The organism is Comamonas terrae (assembly GCF_001544075.1).
Taxonomy (GTDB): Bacteria; Pseudomonadota; Gammaproteobacteria; order Burkholderiales; family Burkholderiaceae_C; genus Comamonas; species Comamonas terrae.
Map to the genome: position 1 here is coordinate 63,790 of NZ_BCNT01000018.1, position 18,606 is coordinate 82,395.

An 18,606-nucleotide genomic window follows, 5' to 3' on the forward strand; every position below is an offset into this window, starting at 1 on the left:
GTGAGTTTTCTAAGGGGGTTAAGTGAAGGTTCTGCCTTATTTGAATGCTATCGTTTCGCAAGCAGAGTTTGCGCAGATGGTGGGTGTCAGCGAAGCCAGCATCAGCAAGCGCGTGAGCGAGGGCGTGTTGACCCGTGGTGAAAACGTCCACGCCTGGCTGGTGGGCTACTGCGAGCACCTGCGCGACCAGGCCGCGGGCCGGATCGGCGAGACCCTGGGCCTCGACCTGGTGCAAGAACGCGCCGGCCTGGCCAAGGCCCAGCGCGAGGCGCAGGAGCTGAAGAACGCCGTCGCCCGTGGCGAGTACGCGCCCATCGGCATCCTGGCCGACGTGCTCGGGCTGGCCAGCTCGGCCATCGTCGATCGCATGGACCAGTTTGAGGGCCAGGTGCGCAAGGCCTGCCCGGACCTGCCGCAAGAGGTGCTGCTGATCGTGCTGCGCATCATGGCCGACGCGCGCAACGAATGGATCCGCTCCACCTCCCAGCTGGTCAACAAAGAGGTCGAAGCCATGGCGCAGCTCGATGCAGACGAGACCGCCGCATTGGATATCAGAGCAGGCAGCGCAGAGGAGGGCGACGCCGCATGAGTGCACCCCTCAGCCCCGAGGCCTTGGCCGCCATCCAGGCCGCCAATGCGCTGGGCCTGTCCAGCCTGCGGGCCGATGCGCCGCAAACCCTCAGCGAATGGGCGGCAGAGCACTTTCTGCTGGCGGGCGAATCCAGCCACCAGAAGGGCGGCTGGGTCGGCTGGCCCTTCCAGCTCGGCATTCTCGACTTCATGAGCGACGACCGCATCGAAGAGCTGGCCGTCAAAAAGAGCAAGCGCGTGGGCTATACCAAGATGATCACCGCCTTCGTCGCCTACAACATCGCCCACCGCCGCCGCAAACAGGCGCTGTGGCAGCCTACCGACGACGACCGCGACAGCTACGTCAAGAGCGAGATCGAGCCAGTGCTCGACGGCGTGGCCGCCGTGCAGGCTGCGCGCCGCCAGGGCAAGGGGGTGGAGGACACCATCAAATACAAGCCCTTTCGCGACAGCGTGCTGCACCTGCTGGGCGGCAAGGCCGCGCGGGCCTACCGCCGCATCACCGTGGCCGTCTCCATCCTCGACGAATGGAGCGCCTTCGACCAGAGCATCGAGAAATCCGGCGACCCCGGTAGCCTGGCCAAAGGCCGACTGGAGGGCGCGCCATACCCGAAGTTTGTCGGCGGCAGCACGCCCCGCGTCAAAGGCATGTGCCATGTGGAGCGCGCCTGCGAAGAATCCGACGCCTACGTCCAGTACCACATCGAATGCCCGCGCTGCGGCGCGGAGCACCCGCTCGTCTGGGGCAGCAAAGAGCTGCCCTACGGCTTCAAATGGGTCAAAGGCCAGCCCGCCAGCGTGCGCCACGTCTGCCCGCATTGCCTGGAGAGCATCACCCAGGCCGACTACCTGCCCGGCGGCTGGCCGCTCACCGGCACCTGGGTCTGCAAAAAGACCGGCCGCCGCTACGGCGCAGACCGCATCTGGCGCGATGCTGCAGGCCAGCCCTGCCGCCCGCCGCGCACCCTGGGCGTGCATGTCTGGGCCGCCTACAGCCCCCAGCGCACCTGGGTCAGCATCGTCGATGAATTTGAAAAGGCGCATCGCGCACTGCAGGCCGGCGACGTGGCGCCCATGACCGGCTTCACCAACGAAACCCTGGGCGAAACCTGGGAGCTCAAGGGCGACAGCAGCGACGAACACGCCCTGCAGGCCCGGGCCGAAGACTACCCCCTGGGCCGCGTGCCCGCCGGCGCGCTGCTGCTTACCGCCGGGGTCGACGTGCAGCGCGACCGCTGGGAGATCGCCATCTGGGCCTGGGGCCGTGGGCTGGAAAGCTGGGCCATTGCCCACCAGGTCATCCAGGGCAACCCGGCCAGCGAGGCCGACTGGGAGCCCGTCACCCAATACCTGCAGCAGCGCTACGTGCAGGCCTGGCACGGCGGCAGTCTGGGCCTCAGTGCCATCAGCATCGACTCGTCCGACCAGACCCAGGCCGTCTACAACTGGGTGCGCAGCGCGCAAGGGCAGCTTGCCGGCCTGCGCGCCATCAAGGGCGACAACAACGACAACCGCAACATCGTCGGCCCCAGCAGCCTGCAAGAAGTCAACTACCGCGGCCGCAAGATATCGCACGGCATCAAGCTCTGGCTGGTAGGCGTGGACAGCGCCAAAGACCTGCTGCTGGGCCAGCTCGCCATCGACAAACCCGGCCCCGGCTACGTACACACCAGCAAGGAACTGCCGCGCGAATGGTACGAACAGCTCACCGCAGAGCAGCGCGTGCTGGTCAAGGTCAACGGCAAGGACGTGTATCGCTGGGTCAAGCGCAGGCCTCGGAATGAATGCCTCGATTGTCGAAATTATTCTCTGCACGCCGCCATGTGCCTTGGTATCCACAAATGGCCAGAGGCCCGCTGGCTGCAGCTGGAGCAAACCGTACAGCCCCCGCAAGACCTCTTCAACACCGCCCAGGCCCAGGCCGCCCAGCAGCCGCCGCAGGGCGAAGAACCCGCGCCGCCACGCGCGCCAGCGCGGTCCAGCCCGTCGCGCCAGCTGGCGGACGAAGAGCTTTTCAGCCCCATCAGCCTTTATTGATAAAAACCAATGCAAACGCAGGCACCACAAGCGCAACCAGCTATCAAAACAATGAACAACAAAGACGCAACCACCACCCCTTCGGTATCCAGCCACAACAAGCTGGACCCCATTGCCGTGCTGCGCGAAGAACTGGCCGCCGCCGCGCTATGCCATGGCGTGGAGCGGGTGGAGGATTTGACGGAAGAACTGGTGCGTCGCTATGTGCAGCGGCTGGGTGGGGTGCAGGTGTATGTGCCGACAGAGCGGTTTCTGGACCGGGAACGAGTGGCAGAAGAGATACGAGCCAGTTTTGATGGCTGCAATGCGCGAGAGCTTGCAACCAGGTACGGGCTCAGTGTGCGTTGGGTGAGGCAAATTTTGGAGGGGGTATCACGTAACGGTGCTAGATGATCGAGGGCGCGAAGGTTGCTCTGGTGTGGCAAAAGAGATACGCGTAGGCTTTGATGGGAGAAATGCCCGACAGCTAGCACCCAGTTTTGGGGTTAGCTTACGGCAAGTGCAAACAGTTCTTTCAAGCGCCAATGAAGACAGGTGGTCTTCAAAAAATACGGTCTTCAGATAGCAACCCGAAGGTTGCCCAACTTATAATTGGCAGGTTATGCAAAGTCCTGAAGAAATTCGTCAACAGCTCAAATCCTGGGTAGTTAGCGCAAAACAACATGCGCCCTCGGATGTTTTTGTTGATGAAATGTGTATTGTTGATAAAACTTGCCGTGCTGACTTAGTGCATGCTAATGGTAAATTAACTGGTTTCGAGGTTAAATCTGAGGCTGATTCATTAAGTCGTTGGTCTCATCAAATGGACGCATATCTACGAATTTTTGACGAGGTCTGGCTATGTTGCCATCGAAAACATGCCGTGCGTGCACTGGAAGAGTCGGTTAAATCTGTAGGAATAATAATCGTTGATGAATATAATTCCATGGCTGTTTTAAGGCCTGCGGCACAAAATAATAAAATAAATTCGTATGATTTAACAGGCCTTCTTTGGCGAAAAGAGTTGGATGTTATTTGTGAAAATAATGATATAAAAATATCAAGAAAAGAGTTGATAAAAGAAGTTAGGCACCGAGTCGCTGAAACGGTGCCTATTGAAGAACTAAAAAGTAATGTGATTAAGGCGATTAAGGAAAGATATTCTGCTCCTTAAAATTCGTCTTCATCATCGTCTACTTGACCGCCGCCTTGTGTGCCTGCCGGGGCGGCTTTTATTTTGCTAAAGTTATCAAGAATTGCGCAAATGTGCTGGTTTACTTTGTAACCATTCCAGCTACCGTTACTTCCATATTTTTCACCTTGTATTGCGGGTAGTTTTGCTATTCTAGATATTTCCTTAGTCGCCCAGCAGAAATTGTCTCCGTGATAACCGGGGAGATTGATAATGTCGTTGGCTAGTTCAACATATTTTGGAAATTCTTTGTCTTTTCCTTTGCGACCTTGCCACCAATCATAAGTCTCTAAATAGTTTGCAAAAGGAATAACTGGCATACCAGGAATGTAGTCTACAGCGGAGTCCGGATTTGTGGCTGCGTAATCTCCGTAAATAAGGCTATCCTGATTATCTTTTCTCTCTGCTTTGATAAATGGGAGCTGCCAGATTAGGTCGTTGCAAGGCTTGGACCTGGTCGTTCCTGATGCCGGTTTATCTTCTGGGAAGGATGTGCTAAGTAGGATTGCTTTTCGCACACCATAAATTTTTATTAGTTCATTTACAATCGCTGATGCATTTGATGGTGCGACCGTTAAGTTTATTTGTTTTCCATAGTCAATAATAACGTCAAATTTCTTAGGATTCTGTACTGAATTTAATATATTCCTGACGATATTGATGTCGTGATCACCATCATTTGCAGCATCAAATCGTATTGCTATGCACTCATAAGATTTCTCGAGATTTAAAGCAAATTGCACTATTTCTCTTGTTGGGTCCGTTTTGCTCCAACCCACGGTAGGTATCAATGAATTATTTATCGCTTTACAGCTTTGATAAAAATCGAATTTGTTTTTATAAGAACTAGATGGATCGTTGACTTGGCTTGATAGCAAGAACGAATCATCTTTGTCAATTTTATATCTGGATGTATCTAAATAAAAGCTGGTTGGTCCCCACGTTTGAAGAAAATTGTCGATGTACCTTCTGTCATTGCCACGCATCATCAAAATAGGGGCGAATCTATCCCTTCTGGAATTTTCTAAATTAACAAGAGCTTTAATATCATTCTGACCAACCTTCAGTGCTGCTGCGTACTCCATTGGATCCTCTTGTAAATTAACCAAAATTGGTTAATTACATTTTGTATCTTTTTGTTATTTTATTTCCATTACCCAGCGATTAGGTGCGAAATTCCCTTGACAAGGATTTTCGGATGCATAGACGAATTGCAGCTGTAGTTTGTTTTGAAGTAGAATTCGTGCATCACGCCCGTAAGCGTGATCTGGGCTTGGCGGCCCGGAACTACACAGGCGCAGCAGCCGCGCCATCCTTCATGGTCTGCGGCTTTTTGCTTTTATGAGCATGCCTGCGCGCGCATGGCTCCGCTTTACGGTGGGCCGTGTGGGGACACCCGCGAGGGTGTGCCGGTCCTGTGTCCGGTCCGCCAACCCTGCACGGTCCATCACCTTTGCTTGGCGGCTGAGGCGATGGGTTCAAACACTTGTCGCACAGGAGCCCGTCATGGCTGACATCACCATTGGTTCGTCCGTAACTGCCGCATCTGCTCGCCCCGAGCTTTCGATTCACGACGGCATCGTCACCACCACCAGCAACCAAATCGCTGCGCACTTCGGAAAGCAGCACAAGGCTGTACTGCGAGCCATCCGAAATTTGAGTGGTGTGGTGGAGGCTGATTTCTATCAGCGCAACTTTGTGCCGATACAAATCAGCACCGACCTTGGCATGGGTCGTACCCGTAAAGACCCCGCTTATCGCATCACACGCGATGGCTTTGTGTTCTTGGTGATGGGGTTCATCGGCAAGGAAGCTGCAGCGTGGAAAGTTGCCTACCTTGCTGCCTTCAACCGCATGGAGGCCGAGCTGCAAAAGCCCGCGCAAGACCCGCAGCGCATTCAGCTTGCCCAGCGTCTGGCGACCCAGGCGGCAGCGCAGGTCACGCAGGCCGTGTTCGACGCCGTGATGGCCGCAGACAACACCGACTGGCGCCACGCCCGCTACCTGCTCAACCTGGGCTACGACCGGGAAGGCCAGCCCAGCGTGCCCCATGCCCAGCCCATTGGCGACGACCAGATGATCGTCTCCTTCAACGCGCTGCCCGAGCGCATTGCCAGCGGCGAGATCCTGTCGGCCACAGACGCCCAGCTCGCCACCCTGGCCACGGCCTGTACCCAGCGCCTCACCCAACGGGCCCAGCACCGCGAAAAGCGGGCAGCCAAGCCCAGCCTTCCAACCGCACAACCCGCGCCCAGCCTGCCACCTGGCACGCTGATGATGACCTTCAAGTAATCGGTTTTGATAGCTGCTAGCGCTTGATGGATAAGCGCTAGAGGTCGATTTGGCTTGAACTCTTTGATGCAATGAAAAGCCCCTGCTGGCGTTGGCTGGCAGGGGCTTTTTTCCTTGGCGCGCAGGTCTATTTCGGTGGCCTATGTTTGCTGGCCTGCCAAGCCGTGTATGCCGTGTGAATGGCCAGTGCTGCGTACACGAGGCCGCTGAAGGCTTTCCCATCGATAGGGGATCCAGTTTGTTGCGCAGTGTGCTGTGTGGGGGCTTGGGGCGTTGGCTCTTGCATAAGTGGAGTCTGCGGGGCCATGGTTTGGCATCGAATCAGGTCGCGGATCAGGTAGTTGAGGATGACGTAGTCACTCCGAAGTACAGGAATCACGGCGGAAATGATCAACGGCATGATGCTGAAGAGTTGCCACAGGCCAACGTATGTGGCAACGATAGCGAACACTGTCACCGCGATTAGCATGGATATAGCGGTGAGCAATTGAAGTTTGCTGGGATCGTTGAGTAGCCCTGTGAGGCTAAAGCTGTCACTTTTGCTGATCCAGTTGATGAACCAAGTCAGCGCAGATGCCACCAAGGTCAGCAGCACTGCAAGTGCTTTGGGGTTGAAAACTCTTTCCAACCACTCCACCAAGCTCTGGTCTATGACAGAGCGATAAGTTGCTTCCAGCTTGCGTAGCTTGGCGATCTCTTCAACCACTTCCGCAAATTGCCAAGATGGCCTATTGAAAAGCTGCTCAAGCCTTATGCGTTTTGCGATGTTGAGGCGCTCTATCGGTTTGAGATCACTTTCCTCAGAAGTAGTCCTGACAGTGTGTTTAAAGCGATAGATGCCTATATGCCAACAAGTGCCGAGAAAGAGAATTTCTGAAATAAAGAGCAGCCAATATGGCTTTTCGCTAGGCGGTAGCTCACCAATAAAGGTTTGATAGGCAAAGTAAACAAAACAGCTAAAGGACAGCAGGCAAAGATACCAGTGCGAAGTCTTCAGCCCAGGAAAGGTTGATCTGTGCTCAAACTCCTTGAAGTAAGTGGCTGCTAGCTTGTAGTACTCGTCCATCTTCCCCTCTCGATGCTTTTGTGTTCGAGTATCTTAACTTTGCTATCAATTTGATTGTTAATGTCATTGCTGCATAAGCCCGCAACAGGGCGGAAGTAATTTTGTGAAACTTTCACATGGATTGTTCCGCCTTGCCCGCCGACCATCGGCGCATGGGTCTCTACAGCCACCTCACCACCGAACAGCTCACCGCCCGGCGAGACAGTTACCTGGCCGCCATCGATGCGCGCCTGACCGGCCCCACGCAGGCCAGCCACAGCACCGACGGCGTGGGCGCGCGCTCCGTGCAGTTCAATGCCGACACGACGCAGCTGCGCCGCGCCATTGACGACATCAACGCCGAACTGGCCCAGCGCAACGGCCAGGCCGTGCGCAAGCCCATCTACCTGGTGTGAGCATGGGCCGCAAGAACCAACCAGGCCGCCAAAGCCGCAGCCGCACGTCGTTTGCGGCGTCGCTGGGCGCAGCGCCATTGAAGGGCGGGGCGGCCATGTCGGCCTACCAGGGTGCATCGCATACCGACCTGGCCCTGAGCGACTGGCAGCCCATGGCGGGCAGCGCCGATGCCGACCTGCTGCCCGAGCTGGGCACGCTGACCAGCCGCGCCCGCGACCTGGCCCGCAATGACGGGCTGATGGCCGGCGGCCTGCAGACCCACCGCGACAACGTGGTGGGCGCGGTGCTGCGTCTGTCGGCGGTGCCCGACTACCGGCTGCTGGGCTGGACGCCTGAGCAGGCCCGCGAGTGGGGCAACAAGGTAGAGGCGCACTTTCGCAGCTGGGCCGACACGACCGATTGCGACGCGGCCCGCACGCTGGATTTGCTGGGCCTGACGGTGCTGGCCCTGGGCGGCGAGATGGTGAACGGCGATGCCGTGGCCATTCCCAAATGGCTGCCCCGGCCCGACAGCCCCTGGGCCACGCGCCTGAGCGTGATCGAGGCCGACCGGCTGGAGACGCCGCCGTACCTGGAGGGCATGGCCCGCATTCGCCGTGGTGTGGAGCTGGACGGCGAGGGTGCGCCCGTGGCTTACCACTTTCGCGCTGCGCACCCTGGCGATGCGCTGTACCTGCGCGGCGACGAGGCGCAGGACCTGAACCGCTGGGAGCGCGTGCCCGCCTTTACCCCCTGGGGCCGCCGCCGCGTGGTGCACCTGCATGCCAAGGAGCGCACGGGCCAGAGCCGGGGCAAGCCCATCGTCAGCGCCGTGATGCGCGAGTTCCACATGGCGGGCAAGTACGCCCAGAACGAGTTGCAGGCCAGCCTGGCCAACTCGCTGGTGGCGGCGTTTCTGGAGTCGGATCTGAGCCAGGAGGCCGCCTCGGCCCTGTTCGGCGATCAGGCACGCGATGTGTGGAAGGAGTCCGTCATGCAGTCTCGCAGCATTGGCAGGCTGCAGGCCGGGGCGGTGATTCCGCTGCCCGTGGGCGCGCGGCTGCAGTCGTTTGCGCCGGGCCGGCCCAATGTGGCGTTCGAGGCTTTCATGCTGGCGGTGGAGCGGCGCATTGCCGCAGGCATGAACCTGCCGTACGAGCTGTTTGCCAAAGACTTCAGCCGCGTGAACTACAGCAGCGCCCGCGCCGCGCTGCTGGAGGCATGGCGCTATTTTCACGGCCGCCGCCGCTGGCTGACCACCACCTGGCTCAAGCCCATTTACGAGCTGTGGCTGGAAGAGGCGGTGAACGCGGGCGTGATCGACGCGCCCGGTTTTTACGCCAACCGCTATGCCTATACCCGCTGCCGCTTTGTGTTCGGCGGCAAGGGCTGGGTGGACCCGGTCAAGGAAGTGCAGGCCGCCAAGCTGCGGCTGGAGATCGGTGTCTCCACCCTGGAGCAGGAATGCGCAGAGCAGGGTCTGGACTGGGAAGAGGTGCTGCATCAGCAGCAGCTGGAGGCGCAGCGCCGTGCCGAGCTGGGCATTGCCGCGCCTGCAGCCACCACCTGGATCGCCAGTACCGCAGACAACGGCAGCGACAAGGAAGAGGGCGCACCCGCCCGAAAGGACGCGCCATGAACCGCCAGATGAGCAGACCCTATCCGCATCTGGCCGACCGCCTGTTCAACACCCCGTTGCTGCTGCACCCGCAAAAGCTGGACGCCATCATCGCCGGCCTGGGCCAGCGCCTGCTGGGCATGGAGTGCCTGCAGATCGACGCCGCCCAGGTGTCGCCGCGCGCGGCGCTGCCCGCCGAGATGTTCACCACCCGCAAGGGCGAGCGCACCGAGCGCGGCTACCGCGTGAACGAGGGCGTGGCCGTCATCAGCGCCATGGGCGGCCTGGTGCACCGCACCCGGCTGGAGGCCGACAGCAGCCTGCTGATTGGCTACAACGACCTGGCCGCCGACATGGAAGACGCCCTGGCCCAGCCCGAGGTGCATGCCATTGCCCTGGTGCTGGACAGTCCGGGCGGCGAGGTGTCGGGCGCCTTCGAGCTGGCAGACCGCATCTATGCCGCACGCGGGCGCAAGCCCGTTGTGGCCGTGGCCGACGGCATGGCGGCCAGCGCTGCCTACCTGGCTGCCAGCGCGGCAGACGAGGTGGTGCTGACCACCACGTCCTACGTGGGCTCCATCGGCGTGGTGATGCGCCATGTGGACTACAGCCGCGCCCTGGCCAACGAGGGCATCAACGTCAGCCACATCTTTGCCGGCGAGCACAAGGTGGACGGCAACCCCTACCAGCCCCTGCCTCCATCGGTGCGCGAGCACCTGCAGGCCGACATCGAGGGCCTGTATCAGATGTTTGTGCAGGCGGTGGCCAAACACCGCGGCATGGAGGAGCAGGCCGTGCGCGACACGCGCGCCGCCGTGTACCGGGGCGTGGCCGGCGTGGCTGCACGCCTGGCCGACCGCATCGGCACCGCCGATGCCGTGATTACCGAACTGTCCGCGCGCCGTGCGCGGATCCATCCCGCTGCTGGGCAGAGAGCCCACGGCAACGCTGTCCCGAAAGGAGTACTCATGAGCAGCACCGCAACCGAAGCGGACAACCAGCCCGCAGCTTCTGCAACCCCGGCCGCGCCATCCACCGCGCCGTCCGCAACGGCACCTGCCGTAGCTGCCGCGCCTGCGCAGGCGTCCGTGGAAGCCGCGCGCGCCGAAGGCGCCCAGGCCGAGCGTGCCCGCGTCACTGCCATCCTGGGCCATGCCAATGCAGCAGCCAATCCGGCCCTGGCGCAAAGCTGCATCTCGGGCGGCCTGACGGCCGAGCAGGCCCGCGGCGTGCTCGATGCCGCACCGGCAGCCGCCGCTGCAGCGCCTGCAGCCTCCGCCGTTGCCACCAACCAGTTTGCCCAGGCCATGGCCGCGCTGGGCAACCCCAATGTTTCGGGCGCCGAGGCGGCCGGCCCCGGCGGCTCCGCGCAGGCGGCCACCCAGGCTGCAGCCGGTTGGGGCAAGGCCTTTGGCACCGCACCGTAACGCAACCCCCACCCATAGGAGCACACACCATGCAAGTGCAAGAACTCGGCCCCGGCACGGCCTGCTATCTGGTCAGCGAGGCCAACGGCACCCGCTCGCGCGAAGTGGTCACTATCGCGCAGGGGCAAAACCTGCTGCCTGGCGCTGTGCTGGGCAAGGTGACCGCCACCGGCAAATACGTAGCCGTAGACCCCGCCAATGGCAGCGGCGAAGGCGGCACGCCCGACGGCAGTCAAACCGCCGTGGCCGTGCTGTTTGCTGCCGTGGACACCACCACCGCTGAAAAGCCCGGCGTGATTACCGCCCGCGACGCCGAAGTGGCCGCCCATGCGCTGGCCTGGCCCGCAGGCACGACCGAACCCCAGAAAACCGCCGCCCTGGCCCAGCTGGCCGCCATGGGCATTGTTGCGCGCTGAAGCCGCGCGAGAAAAAGGACTACCGATATGGCCGATCTCAATATCTTTGCGCACGAGGCATTCAGCATGACCTCGATGTCCACTGCCATCCAGGCCGCGCCCTATGCGCCGCAGCTGCTGGGGCAACTGGGCATTTTCACCACCGAGCGCTCGCGCACCACCACCGTGGCGATCGAGGAAAAGGGCGGCGTGCTGTCCCTCATCAAGACCAGCCCGCGCGGCGCGCCCATTGAAGAAGGCAAGGGCGAAGGCCGCCGCATGCGCCACTTCGACACCCTGCGCATTGCGCGCGGCAAGACGCTGTATGCATCGTCGGTGCAGAACATTCGCGCCTTCGGCTCCGTCAGCGAGCTGCAGGCCGTGCAAAACGAGCTGGCCGACATCATGAACGGCAAGACCGGCCTGCGCGCCGCCGTGGAGCTGACGCACGAGCACATGCGCCTGGGCGCGGTGCAGGGCAAGGTGCTGGATGCCGACGGCTCCGTCCTGGTGAACTGGTATGAAGAGTTCGGCATCGATCAGCCTGCCGAGATCAACTTCGACCTGGGCAACGCCACGGCCGAAGGCGGCGAGATCCGCAAACAGTGCAACGCCGTCATCCGCGCCATGATGCGCGCCAGCCATGGCGCCTGGCTGCCCGGCCAGACCTATGCCGTGGGCCTGTGCGGCGACAACTTCTTCGACGACCTCACCGGCAACGCCGAAACACGCAGCACCTACCTCAACCAGCAGGAGGCGCGCGACCTGCGCAACGATGTGGGGCAGGTCTTCGGCTCGTTCCGCTACGGCAACATTCTGTTCATCAACTACCGGGGCACGGACGACAACAGCACCGTGGCCGTGCACCCGGACAAGTGCCAGTTCTTCCCCGTGGGTGCGCCGGATGCGTTTCGCGTCGGCTTCTCGCCGGCCGAGTCCTTCCCGTTCGTCAACACGCCCGGCCAGGATGTGTACGCCATGGTGGTGACGGACAAGGACCGCCAGGAATGGGTGCGCCCCGAGGTGCGCAGCTACCCGCTGTTCATGTGCACCCGCCCCGGCATGCTGCAGCGTGCCAGGCGCAAGGCCTGAGCATGCTGGCAAGTACTGCACCTTTTGCGCAGGTGGATGCGCTCATCAACCAGGGCGTGAGCCAGCTGCTGGCCAACGCCACGGCCAGCTGGCAGGGCGGCAAGCCCTTTGGCGTGGTGTTCAACCGCACGCCGCTGGAAGGCTTTCTGGCCGATGCGGCCACCGCCGAGCGCCACACCGTCGCCATGCCCGCCGCGCAGGCCCCCGGCATCGCCGAGGGCAGCACCGGTCTGGTGGTGGGCGGCCAGCCCTGCCAGGTCAGCGGCCCCGTGGTCCAGGACGACAGCGGCTGGGCCGTGTTTCCCATCGTCTTTCTGAACTGACCGCCATGCTGCTGCTGGAACAAATCATCAAGTCGCGTCTGGCCGGGCGCAGCGCACTGGCCTCCTGGCAAGTGCGCGGCGCGTCGCAGCTGTGCGACCGCGCGCAGGTCCCGGCCGTCGAGGTGCGCATGTCCGGCGCGGGCCTGGGCGATGTTTCGCGCGAGGCCGCCCAGCTGGAGCCGCGCTGGTCCTGCGTGCTGGTGAATCGGCGCAGCGACACGGCCGCCGCCGAGCTGGATGCCGCCATGGAAGAAGTGGTGGGCTGCCTGCATGGCTGGCGGCCTGCGGTGCCCGGCGGGCGTGCCTGGTCCGAGCTGCGCGCCGCCGGCGTGCGCGAGGCCGAGTTCGTGGACGCCGGCCTGGTCGGCTACGCGGTGGAGTTCACCACCGTGTCCGTTTTCGAATCGCTGGACGCCTGAGGCCAGCACCCAACCCCACTATCCGAGGAGAGCACCATGGCTGCCTTGCCCCGCGTCAAGAAGGAATACCAGATTCCGCGTGGACGCCTTGTCTTTTACCCGTTCGACGCCACAGGCAAGCGCCTGGGCGGTCGTCAGTTCGGCAACTGCCCCTCGTTCTCGCTGAGCGTGGAGGGTGAGAAAGCGCCGCACTACAGCTCCCAGGGCGGCTTGCGCGAGAAGGACGAAGAGATCCTGATCGAAGTCACGCGCAAGGCATCGCTGACCACCGACAACATCAGCGGCAACAACCTGCGCCTGTTCCTGTCCGGCACGGCCGAGACGCACACGCAGGCCACCGCCACGGTGACCGATGAAAAACTCACGGTGGAGCCGGGCTGCATCTACCAGCTGGGCGTGACGGCCGCGGCTCCCACGGGCGCCCGAAAGATCGGCGCCGTGGAGCTCAAGAGCAAGGACGGTACCACCACCTTCGATGTGAATGCCGACTTCATCGTGGACGCCGATCTGGGCCTGCTGCAGATCGTGGAAGGCGGTGCGATTGATGCGGCCACCGAGGTGCAGGTGGCCTACACCGCCGCCGCGACGAGCTGGGAGCGCATCAAGTCCGGCAGCGGCGCGGATCTCAAGGGCGCGCTGCAGCTGATTGCCGACAATGCCCACGGCGACAACCGCGACTGGTTCTTCCCCAACGTGTCGCTGTCGCCCACGGGCGAGCTGCCCCTGATCCAGGACGGCACGGACTACAGCCAGATCGGCTTCGATGTGGAAGTGCTCAAGCCCGACAACGGCGAAGCCGTCTATGTGGACGGCCGCGCGGCGCTGATTCCCTGAACCGCAGCAACCGCTTTCAGGACAGGTGGCCATGGCATTCAAACCCATCCAGATCGTCATCAACGCCAAGGACGATGCGTCCGCGGTGCTGGACCGCATCGGGCGCAATGTGAAACTGCTGGGGGCCAGCATTGCGGGTTACTTCGGCATCAAGGCGCTGGCCGGTGCGGTGCAGAGCGCGGCGGACTTCGAGGCGGCCATGAGCCGCGTCAAGGCCGCCACCGAAGGTTCGGCCTCGGAAATGGCCGAGCTGACCAAGGCCGCGCAGGCCGCAGGCAGCAACACCAGGTACACCTCGGTGCAGGCTGCCGGCGCGCTGGAGAACCTGGCCAAGGCGGGCCTGAGCGCGGGCGACGCCATCAAGGCGCTGCCCGCCGTGCTGGATCTGGCGCAAGCCGGCGATATCGAGCTGGGCACGGCCAGCGAGTATGTGACCAAGGCCGTCATGGGCATGGGCCTGGCATTCGATGACGCCGGCCGCGTGGCCGATGTGCTGGCCAAGGGCGCCAACGCCACCAACACCAGCGTGGAAGGGCTGGCCCAGGCACTGAGTTATGCCGCGCCGGTTGCCAACACCCTGGGCGTGAGTCTGGAGAGCACGGTGGCCATCATCGGCAAGTTTGCCGATGCGGGCATTGACGCCAGCCGCGCGGGCACGGCGCTGAACTCCATCCTGAGCCAGTTCGCCAATCCGCTCTCCGGCTTCCGCAAGGAGCTAGGCGCCGCAGGCATCGTCACCACCGATTTCGAAGAAGCGTTGCACCAGCTGGCCGCCAAGGGCAAGGACGGCGAGCGCGCCATCAATGCCGTGGGCCTGGAGGCCGGGCCCGCGCTGCGCGCCTTGCTCAACCAGGGCATGGGTGCGCTGGACGAGCTGACCGGCAAGCTGCAGGACGCCGGCGGCAGCGCCGCGGCCACGGCAAAAACCATGGCCGACAACCTCAACGGCTCCCTCAAGGGCCTGGGCAGCATGTGGGAGACCGTGACCCAGGCGCTGGGCAAGCCGGTGCTGCCCGTGGTGCGCAAAGGCGTGGACGAGCTGACCGCCGCATTGCGCAAGGCGGTCGACGGAGGCCTGGTGGAGCGCTTCGGCCAGACCCTGGCCGCGGCCTTCGACAATGGGCTGAAGTTCTTCCGCGCCTTTGCGGCCAACGTCAACTTCGACGCCGTCATCCTGCGGCTGCAGGTGTTCGCCAGCGAGGCGGGCGAGACGCTGCAGCGCATCGGCCAATACGCCACCAATGCGGGCAACACGGTGCAGCTGGCCTGGGGCGTGATGACGGCGGGCGTCAACGGCGTGCTGACCGCCATCTACGGCCTGGGCGCGGCTTTCGCACAGATCGCCTCGAAGGTGATGGAAGGCGTGGCCATGCTGCGCAGCGGTCTGGCCTCGGTGACGTTCGGCAGCTTGAGCGAGAGCTTTCGTCTGGCCGCAGCGGATGCCAGGGAAACGGCCGGCGCCTTTGCGGCATCGGCCGATGCGCTGGCAGCCAAGGCTTCCGAATCCCTGCAAGGCATGGCCGAAGGCGCGCAGACCGCGCGCAACGCCTGGGACGGGCTGACTGGCTCCGTGGCCGCAGCGGGCACTGCCGCAGCTGCTGCGGTTGCCGACATCGAGGCCGTGGCCGCGGGCATCGAAGCCACGGGCAAGGCCGCCGGCAAGGCGGCCAGGGAAACCGCGGCCAAGGCCGAGGCCGATCGCGTTGCGGCCGAATCGGTCAGGCGCCTCAAGGCCGAATACCAGCAGCTCGTCGCCAGTGGCAACCTGGATGCCGCCGGCCGCAAGCTGCAGGAGATCGACAAGATACAGCGCTCGCTCTCGGGCTCGGCCCGGGATGCCGCGCAAGCCACCGCATTGATCGACCAGGCCTATGCGGATCTGGGCCTTGTCGGCAACACCGAACTCAAGCGCCTGGCCGACCAGTCCCGGGCCGCATTCGAGCGCCTGGAAAAAGACGGCACCCAGCCGCCGCTGCGCATTGCCGAAGCCTGGAAGGCCATGGCCGACAAGGTGATTGCGGCCAACGGCGGCATCGCGCCCGAGTGGCTCAAGACCCAGGCGGCGGTCAAGGGGTATGTCGTTCAGCTGGACGAGGCCGGCAAGGCGGTGACCAACACCGATCGTGCCACCCGCAAGGCCACCAGCTCCATGGCGGCCGGGTTCGACGATGTGAGCAAAGCCGTGCGCGGCGCGGGCAGCGAGATCGACCGCTTCAACCAGCGGCATGGCGACGGCCGACCCGGAGGGGCCGATGGCATGCCGGATTTCGCGGAGCCCCGGCGCGAGCGCGGCTACACGCCGGAAGAGCTGGAGGCCCTGAAAAACGGCCTGACCCCGGAGGACATTCGTGTCGGTGGCTCTCTGGCCGTGCGCAATGCCAATGTCCGGGGCTCGCAGGGTGTCATGCACGGGAACACCGGCCCGCTGAGCCTGGTGCCGCAATTCCAGACGCGCGAAGAGCTGGAGGCCTGGTGGCAGCAATGGAGAGACCAGTATGCGAAGGACAACCCCTTCATGGTCAAAAGCAGCGGTGCGCTGGGCAATTACCAGTACGACCTCACGCAGTTTGCCGTGCAGGAAGCGGCCAAGGCCATCGACCTGCAGCAGGCGGCCGCCCGTGCGCGGGACGGCAGCCGGCAGGCTCCCGCGCCTCGCGGGCAGCGGTCGCAGGCTGCCGTGCCCAGGGGCGTGCCGGCCGCACCGGCTCCGTCGGCCCGTCCGGCAGCGCCTGCGCCGGAGCCGGTCCCGGCCCCGGCTGTACAAGCCACGGCACAGCCAGTGATCACCCACCGACACGAGATCAACATCGGCGGGCGCCAGTTCGCCATCGGCACGGACGCCGAAGGCAGCCATCAGGTGCAGCAGCTGCTGCAGGCGCTCGAGCGCGACGCCGCCATGGCGGGAGGCGTGCACTGATGCCCGGCCATTTTCTGAACGGCATCGAGCTGCCGCGCGGCATGTTGTGGGTGGACGAGTTCAACTGGTCCGCCGTCGAAAAAACCGTGGAGCGCAGCATCACTGGGGCGCAGGTCATCGACGTGTTTACCAAGGTGGCCGGCCGTCCCATCACTTTGCAGGCCGTGGAAGACCAGGGCTGGATTCGCCGCGCCACCTTGCTGGCCGTGCAGGCACTGGCGGATGGCCCGGCAGGCGAGTACCTGCTGAAGCTGGCCGACGGCCGCGAGTTCACGGTGCAGTTTGCGCCCACCGACCCGATATCGGCGCAGCCCGTCTCCCGCCCCGAGCTGCCCGGCGGCACCCACCCCTATGTCGCCACGTTGCGGCTGTTCACTGTGTAAAGCGAGAGACCCATGCCTATCAAGCAAGGCGATATCCAGCTGATGGCCAGCCGCGTCATGGACGACGTGCCCGAGGGCGGCGCCGGCCCCTCGGCCGTCGTCATCGAGGACGGCAAGAGCAACGCCCTCATGCCCGACATCAGCGAATCCGACCGCGCCCGGGGCCGTGTGAACATGCGCCAGACCCATGTGGCCGTGCGAACGGCCGACACGGACACCTACATGGGCAGCAACGTGATCGTGGCCGAGCCGCCGGCCGACCCCAATGTGTCCGTCACGCTGTTCACCACGGGCGGCATATACGACACGCGCTCCCTGGCGCAGTCCCGGCTGGAGGCGTACCTCAACAAGGGCGCGGAATGGGCCGGCTACCTGTACGAGAACCACATCAAGGGCCAGCGTGTCATGCAGATCTTCCAGCGGCCCGGCACCGAGCTGCCGGCCGTGGGCAAGACGCTGGTCCTGGTGGGCAACGAGGGTTTGCCCAACGAGCAGGAGCAGTACGTGCGCGCCATCCGCGTCACCGGCGTGGAGCGCACCTTTACGTATGACGTGGACAAGGACTACAAGGCCCTGATCGTCACGGTGGAGCTGTCGGATGCGCTGCGCTACGACTTCACCGGCTCGCCCGCCAGCCGGCTCTTCACGCGCCTTGCCAACAGCACCCACCTGCGCGATACGGTGGTGGCCGACGCCGGCAGCTATGTGGGCGTGACGCCGCTGCAGCGCGCCGCTGCCCTGGGCGACTTCACCATCCTGGCCAAGACCATCTTCACCCAGCTCGTGCCCTCGGCGCAGAGCGAAACGCCCATTCCCGCAACGATCCCCTACGCGGCGGCCGGCTTCCCGGTCTCGGCGGCCGGCGATGTGAGCTTTGTCACGCAGCAGGACTGGAGCACGGCCACCAGCCTGGTACTGCCCGGCGGCATCAAGCCCGGCTCGCTGCGCATTACCGTGGGCGGCGTCACGTTTGCGGACGCGGGCGGCCTGCTCATGTCCGGCACGCAGCAGATCGGCACGGTGGACTATGCCAACGGTGTCGTGACCTCGAGCGCCGGCAGCTACGGCGGCAGCAAGACCATCGCCTACCGCCCCGCGGCCTATATGCAGCGCATCCCGCAGTCCAGCGAGATCCGCATCACCCCCGAGACCCGCAGCCAGTCCTATGTGGGCTTCATCACGCCCGTGGCCGCGCCCGGCACGCTGTCCTTCAGCTATCGCGCCCAGGGCCGCTGGTATGTGCTCTCCGACGCCGGCGATGGCGCGCTGCGCGGCACCGACTCCAGCTTTGGCGCCGGCACGTACAACCCGGACACGGGCGCCTACGTCATCACGCTGGGCGCGCTGCCCGATGTGGGCAGCTCCATCGTCATCCAGTGGGGCGTGCCCACGCAGGAGACCGTGCATCCCGTCACGGATCTGCAGATCTCCCAGACCATTGCGCTGCAGCTGCCGGCCGGCCAGGCCCTGTACCCGGGGTCTTTCGACATCAAGTGGATGGACGGCGCCACGCAGCGCACGGCCACGGCCGATAGCGCCTGGCAGCTGCAGGGCGACGCCACGGGCGAGGTGCGCGTGGGCCGGTCCCAGGTGCTGTTTGCGCCCAAGCTGCTGCCGGCCATCGGCACCGTGCTGGACGTGACGGTCGATACCGCCCCGGCCAACG

17 protein-coding genes and 1 pseudogene are annotated in these 18,606 nt (G+C 63.4%); 16 read left to right on the forward strand and 2 right to left on the reverse strand.

Annotated features, from left to right (window positions below):
* The first annotated feature begins 40 nt into the window (after positions 1-40).
* The 4 genes from Cte04_RS18965 (at position 41) to Cte04_RS18980 (ending at position 3,781) form a co-directional block, all read left to right on the forward strand.
* The gene (locus Cte04_RS18965) at positions 41-589 is read left to right on the forward strand and encodes a hypothetical protein (protein ID WP_245633442.1); all 549 of its coding nucleotides are present in this window, start codon (positions 41-43) and stop codon (positions 587-589) included.
* The gene (locus Cte04_RS18970; RefSeq protein WP_066482596.1) at positions 586-2,628 is read left to right on the forward strand and encodes a phage terminase large subunit family protein; all 2,043 of its coding nucleotides are present in this window, start codon (positions 586-588) and stop codon (positions 2,626-2,628) included. Before Cte04_RS18965 ends, Cte04_RS18970 begins: the two co-directional genes overlap by 4 nt.
* A gap of 51 nt (positions 2,629-2,679) precedes the next feature.
* Positions 2,680-3,021 (forward strand): Mor transcription activator family protein, encoded by a 342-nt coding sequence (locus Cte04_RS18975; protein ID WP_245633443.1) that lies wholly within the window; start codon positions 2,680-2,682, stop codon positions 3,019-3,021.
* A gap of 208 nt (positions 3,022-3,229) precedes the next feature.
* Positions 3,230-3,781 (forward strand): sce7726 family protein, encoded by a 552-nt coding sequence (locus tag Cte04_RS18980; RefSeq protein WP_157082171.1) that lies wholly within the window; start codon positions 3,230-3,232, stop codon positions 3,779-3,781.
* Here the strand turns inward: Cte04_RS18980 and Cte04_RS18985 are convergent.
* Positions 3,778-4,884, reverse strand: coding sequence for a beta family protein (locus tag Cte04_RS18985; RefSeq protein WP_083526755.1), 1,107 nt, complete (start codon positions 4,882-4,884; stop codon positions 3,778-3,780). The genes Cte04_RS18980 and Cte04_RS18985 overlap by 4 nt on opposite strands.
* A gap of 421 nt (positions 4,885-5,305) precedes the next feature.
* Between Cte04_RS18985 and Cte04_RS18990 the strand changes: the two genes are divergently transcribed.
* Positions 5,306-6,091, forward strand: coding sequence for a Rha family transcriptional regulator (locus Cte04_RS18990; RefSeq protein WP_066482598.1), 786 nt, complete (start codon positions 5,306-5,308; stop codon positions 6,089-6,091).
* 127 nt (positions 6,092-6,218) lie between these two features.
* Here the strand turns inward: Cte04_RS18990 and Cte04_RS18995 are convergent, their stop codons facing one another.
* Positions 6,219-7,157, reverse strand: a complete 939-nt coding sequence (locus Cte04_RS18995) for a hypothetical protein (RefSeq protein WP_066482601.1) — start codon at positions 7,155-7,157, stop codon at positions 6,219-6,221.
* Between the two features lie 131 nt (positions 7,158-7,288).
* Between Cte04_RS18995 and Cte04_RS19000 the strand changes: the two genes are divergently transcribed.
* From Cte04_RS19000 to Cte04_RS19050, 11 genes and pseudogenes are all read left to right on the forward strand, one after another.
* Positions 7,289-7,552 carry a hypothetical protein gene (locus tag Cte04_RS19000; RefSeq protein ID WP_245633444.1) on the forward strand — a complete coding sequence of 88 codons (264 nt, stop codon included), beginning with the start codon at positions 7,289-7,291 and terminating at the stop codon, positions 7,550-7,552.
* A 2-nt stretch (positions 7,553-7,554) separates the two neighbouring features.
* A complete protein-coding gene (locus tag Cte04_RS22080; protein WP_066482603.1) occupies positions 7,555-9,171 on the forward strand; it encodes a phage portal protein in 1,617 nt (538 codons plus the stop codon).
* Complete coding sequence (locus tag Cte04_RS19010; protein WP_245633445.1) at positions 9,168-10,577, forward strand: S49 family peptidase; 1,410 nt, start codon at positions 9,168-9,170, stop codon at positions 10,575-10,577. Before Cte04_RS22080 ends, Cte04_RS19010 begins: the two co-directional genes overlap by 4 nt.
* Before the next feature lie 29 nt (positions 10,578-10,606).
* On the forward strand, positions 10,607-10,993 hold the full coding sequence (locus Cte04_RS19015) for a head decoration protein (RefSeq protein ID WP_066482606.1): 387 nt from the start codon (positions 10,607-10,609) through the stop codon (positions 10,991-10,993).
* Positions 10,994-11,020: 27 nt separating this feature from the next.
* Positions 11,021-12,064, forward strand: coding sequence for a major capsid protein (locus tag Cte04_RS19020; RefSeq protein WP_066482608.1), 1,044 nt, complete (start codon positions 11,021-11,023; stop codon positions 12,062-12,064).
* 2 nt (positions 12,065-12,066) lie between these two features.
* Entirely contained in the window at positions 12,067-12,387 is a 321-nt protein-coding gene (locus Cte04_RS19025) for a hypothetical protein (protein ID WP_066482609.1), read from the forward strand.
* A 5-nt stretch (positions 12,388-12,392) separates the two neighbouring features.
* The gene (locus Cte04_RS19030) at positions 12,393-12,806 is read left to right on the forward strand and encodes a hypothetical protein (RefSeq protein ID WP_066482611.1); all 414 of its coding nucleotides are present in this window, start codon (positions 12,393-12,395) and stop codon (positions 12,804-12,806) included.
* Positions 12,807-12,842: 36 nt separating this feature from the next.
* Entirely contained in the window at positions 12,843-13,640 is a 798-nt protein-coding gene (locus Cte04_RS19035) for a phage tail tube protein (protein WP_066482613.1), read from the forward strand.
* 31 nt (positions 13,641-13,671) lie between these two features.
* Positions 13,672-16,557 (forward strand): phage tail tape measure protein, encoded by a 2,886-nt coding sequence (locus tag Cte04_RS19040; RefSeq protein WP_157082173.1) that lies wholly within the window; start codon positions 13,672-13,674, stop codon positions 16,555-16,557.
* On the forward strand, positions 16,557-16,940 hold the full coding sequence (locus tag Cte04_RS19045; protein WP_245633446.1) for a hypothetical protein: 384 nt from the start codon (positions 16,557-16,559) through the stop codon (positions 16,938-16,940). Before Cte04_RS19040 ends, Cte04_RS19045 begins: the two co-directional genes overlap by 1 nt.
* 12 nt (positions 16,941-16,952) lie before the next feature.
* A pseudogene (locus Cte04_RS19050) lies at positions 16,953-18,606 on the forward strand (hypothetical protein); the annotation flags it as partial.

Excerpts from the sequence above, each read along its gene's own strand:
- Cte04_RS18970 (WP_066482596.1), top strand. The coding sequence starts at position 586 with ATGAGTGCACCCCTCAGCCCCGAGGCCTTGGCCGCCATCCAGGCCGCC.
- Cte04_RS18975 (WP_245633443.1), top strand. The coding sequence starts at position 2,680 with ATGAACAACAAAGACGCAACCACCACCCCTTCGGTATCCAGCCACAAC.
- Cte04_RS18980 (WP_157082171.1), top strand. The coding sequence starts at position 3,230 with ATGCAAAGTCCTGAAGAAATTCGTCAACAGCTCAAATCCTGGGTAGTT.
- Cte04_RS18985 (WP_083526755.1), bottom strand. The coding sequence starts at position 4,884 with ATGGAGTACGCAGCAGCACTGAAGGTTGGTCAGAATGATATTAAAGCT.
- Cte04_RS18990 (WP_066482598.1), top strand. The coding sequence starts at position 5,306 with ATGGCTGACATCACCATTGGTTCGTCCGTAACTGCCGCATCTGCTCGC.
- Cte04_RS18995 (WP_066482601.1), bottom strand. The coding sequence starts at position 7,157 with ATGGACGAGTACTACAAGCTAGCAGCCACTTACTTCAAGGAGTTTGAG.
- Cte04_RS22080 (WP_066482603.1), top strand. The coding sequence starts at position 7,555 with ATGGGCCGCAAGAACCAACCAGGCCGCCAAAGCCGCAGCCGCACGTCG.
- Cte04_RS19010 (WP_245633445.1), top strand. The coding sequence starts at position 9,168 with ATGAACCGCCAGATGAGCAGACCCTATCCGCATCTGGCCGACCGCCTG.
- Cte04_RS19015 (WP_066482606.1), top strand. The coding sequence starts at position 10,607 with ATGCAAGTGCAAGAACTCGGCCCCGGCACGGCCTGCTATCTGGTCAGC.
- Cte04_RS19020 (WP_066482608.1), top strand. The coding sequence starts at position 11,021 with ATGGCCGATCTCAATATCTTTGCGCACGAGGCATTCAGCATGACCTCG.
- Cte04_RS19025 (WP_066482609.1), top strand. The coding sequence starts at position 12,067 with ATGCTGGCAAGTACTGCACCTTTTGCGCAGGTGGATGCGCTCATCAAC.
- Cte04_RS19030 (WP_066482611.1), top strand. The coding sequence starts at position 12,393 with ATGCTGCTGCTGGAACAAATCATCAAGTCGCGTCTGGCCGGGCGCAGC.
- Cte04_RS19035 (WP_066482613.1), top strand. The coding sequence starts at position 12,843 with ATGGCTGCCTTGCCCCGCGTCAAGAAGGAATACCAGATTCCGCGTGGA.
- Cte04_RS19040 (WP_157082173.1), top strand. The coding sequence starts at position 13,672 with ATGGCATTCAAACCCATCCAGATCGTCATCAACGCCAAGGACGATGCG.
- Cte04_RS19045 (WP_245633446.1), top strand. The coding sequence starts at position 16,557 with ATGCCCGGCCATTTTCTGAACGGCATCGAGCTGCCGCGCGGCATGTTG.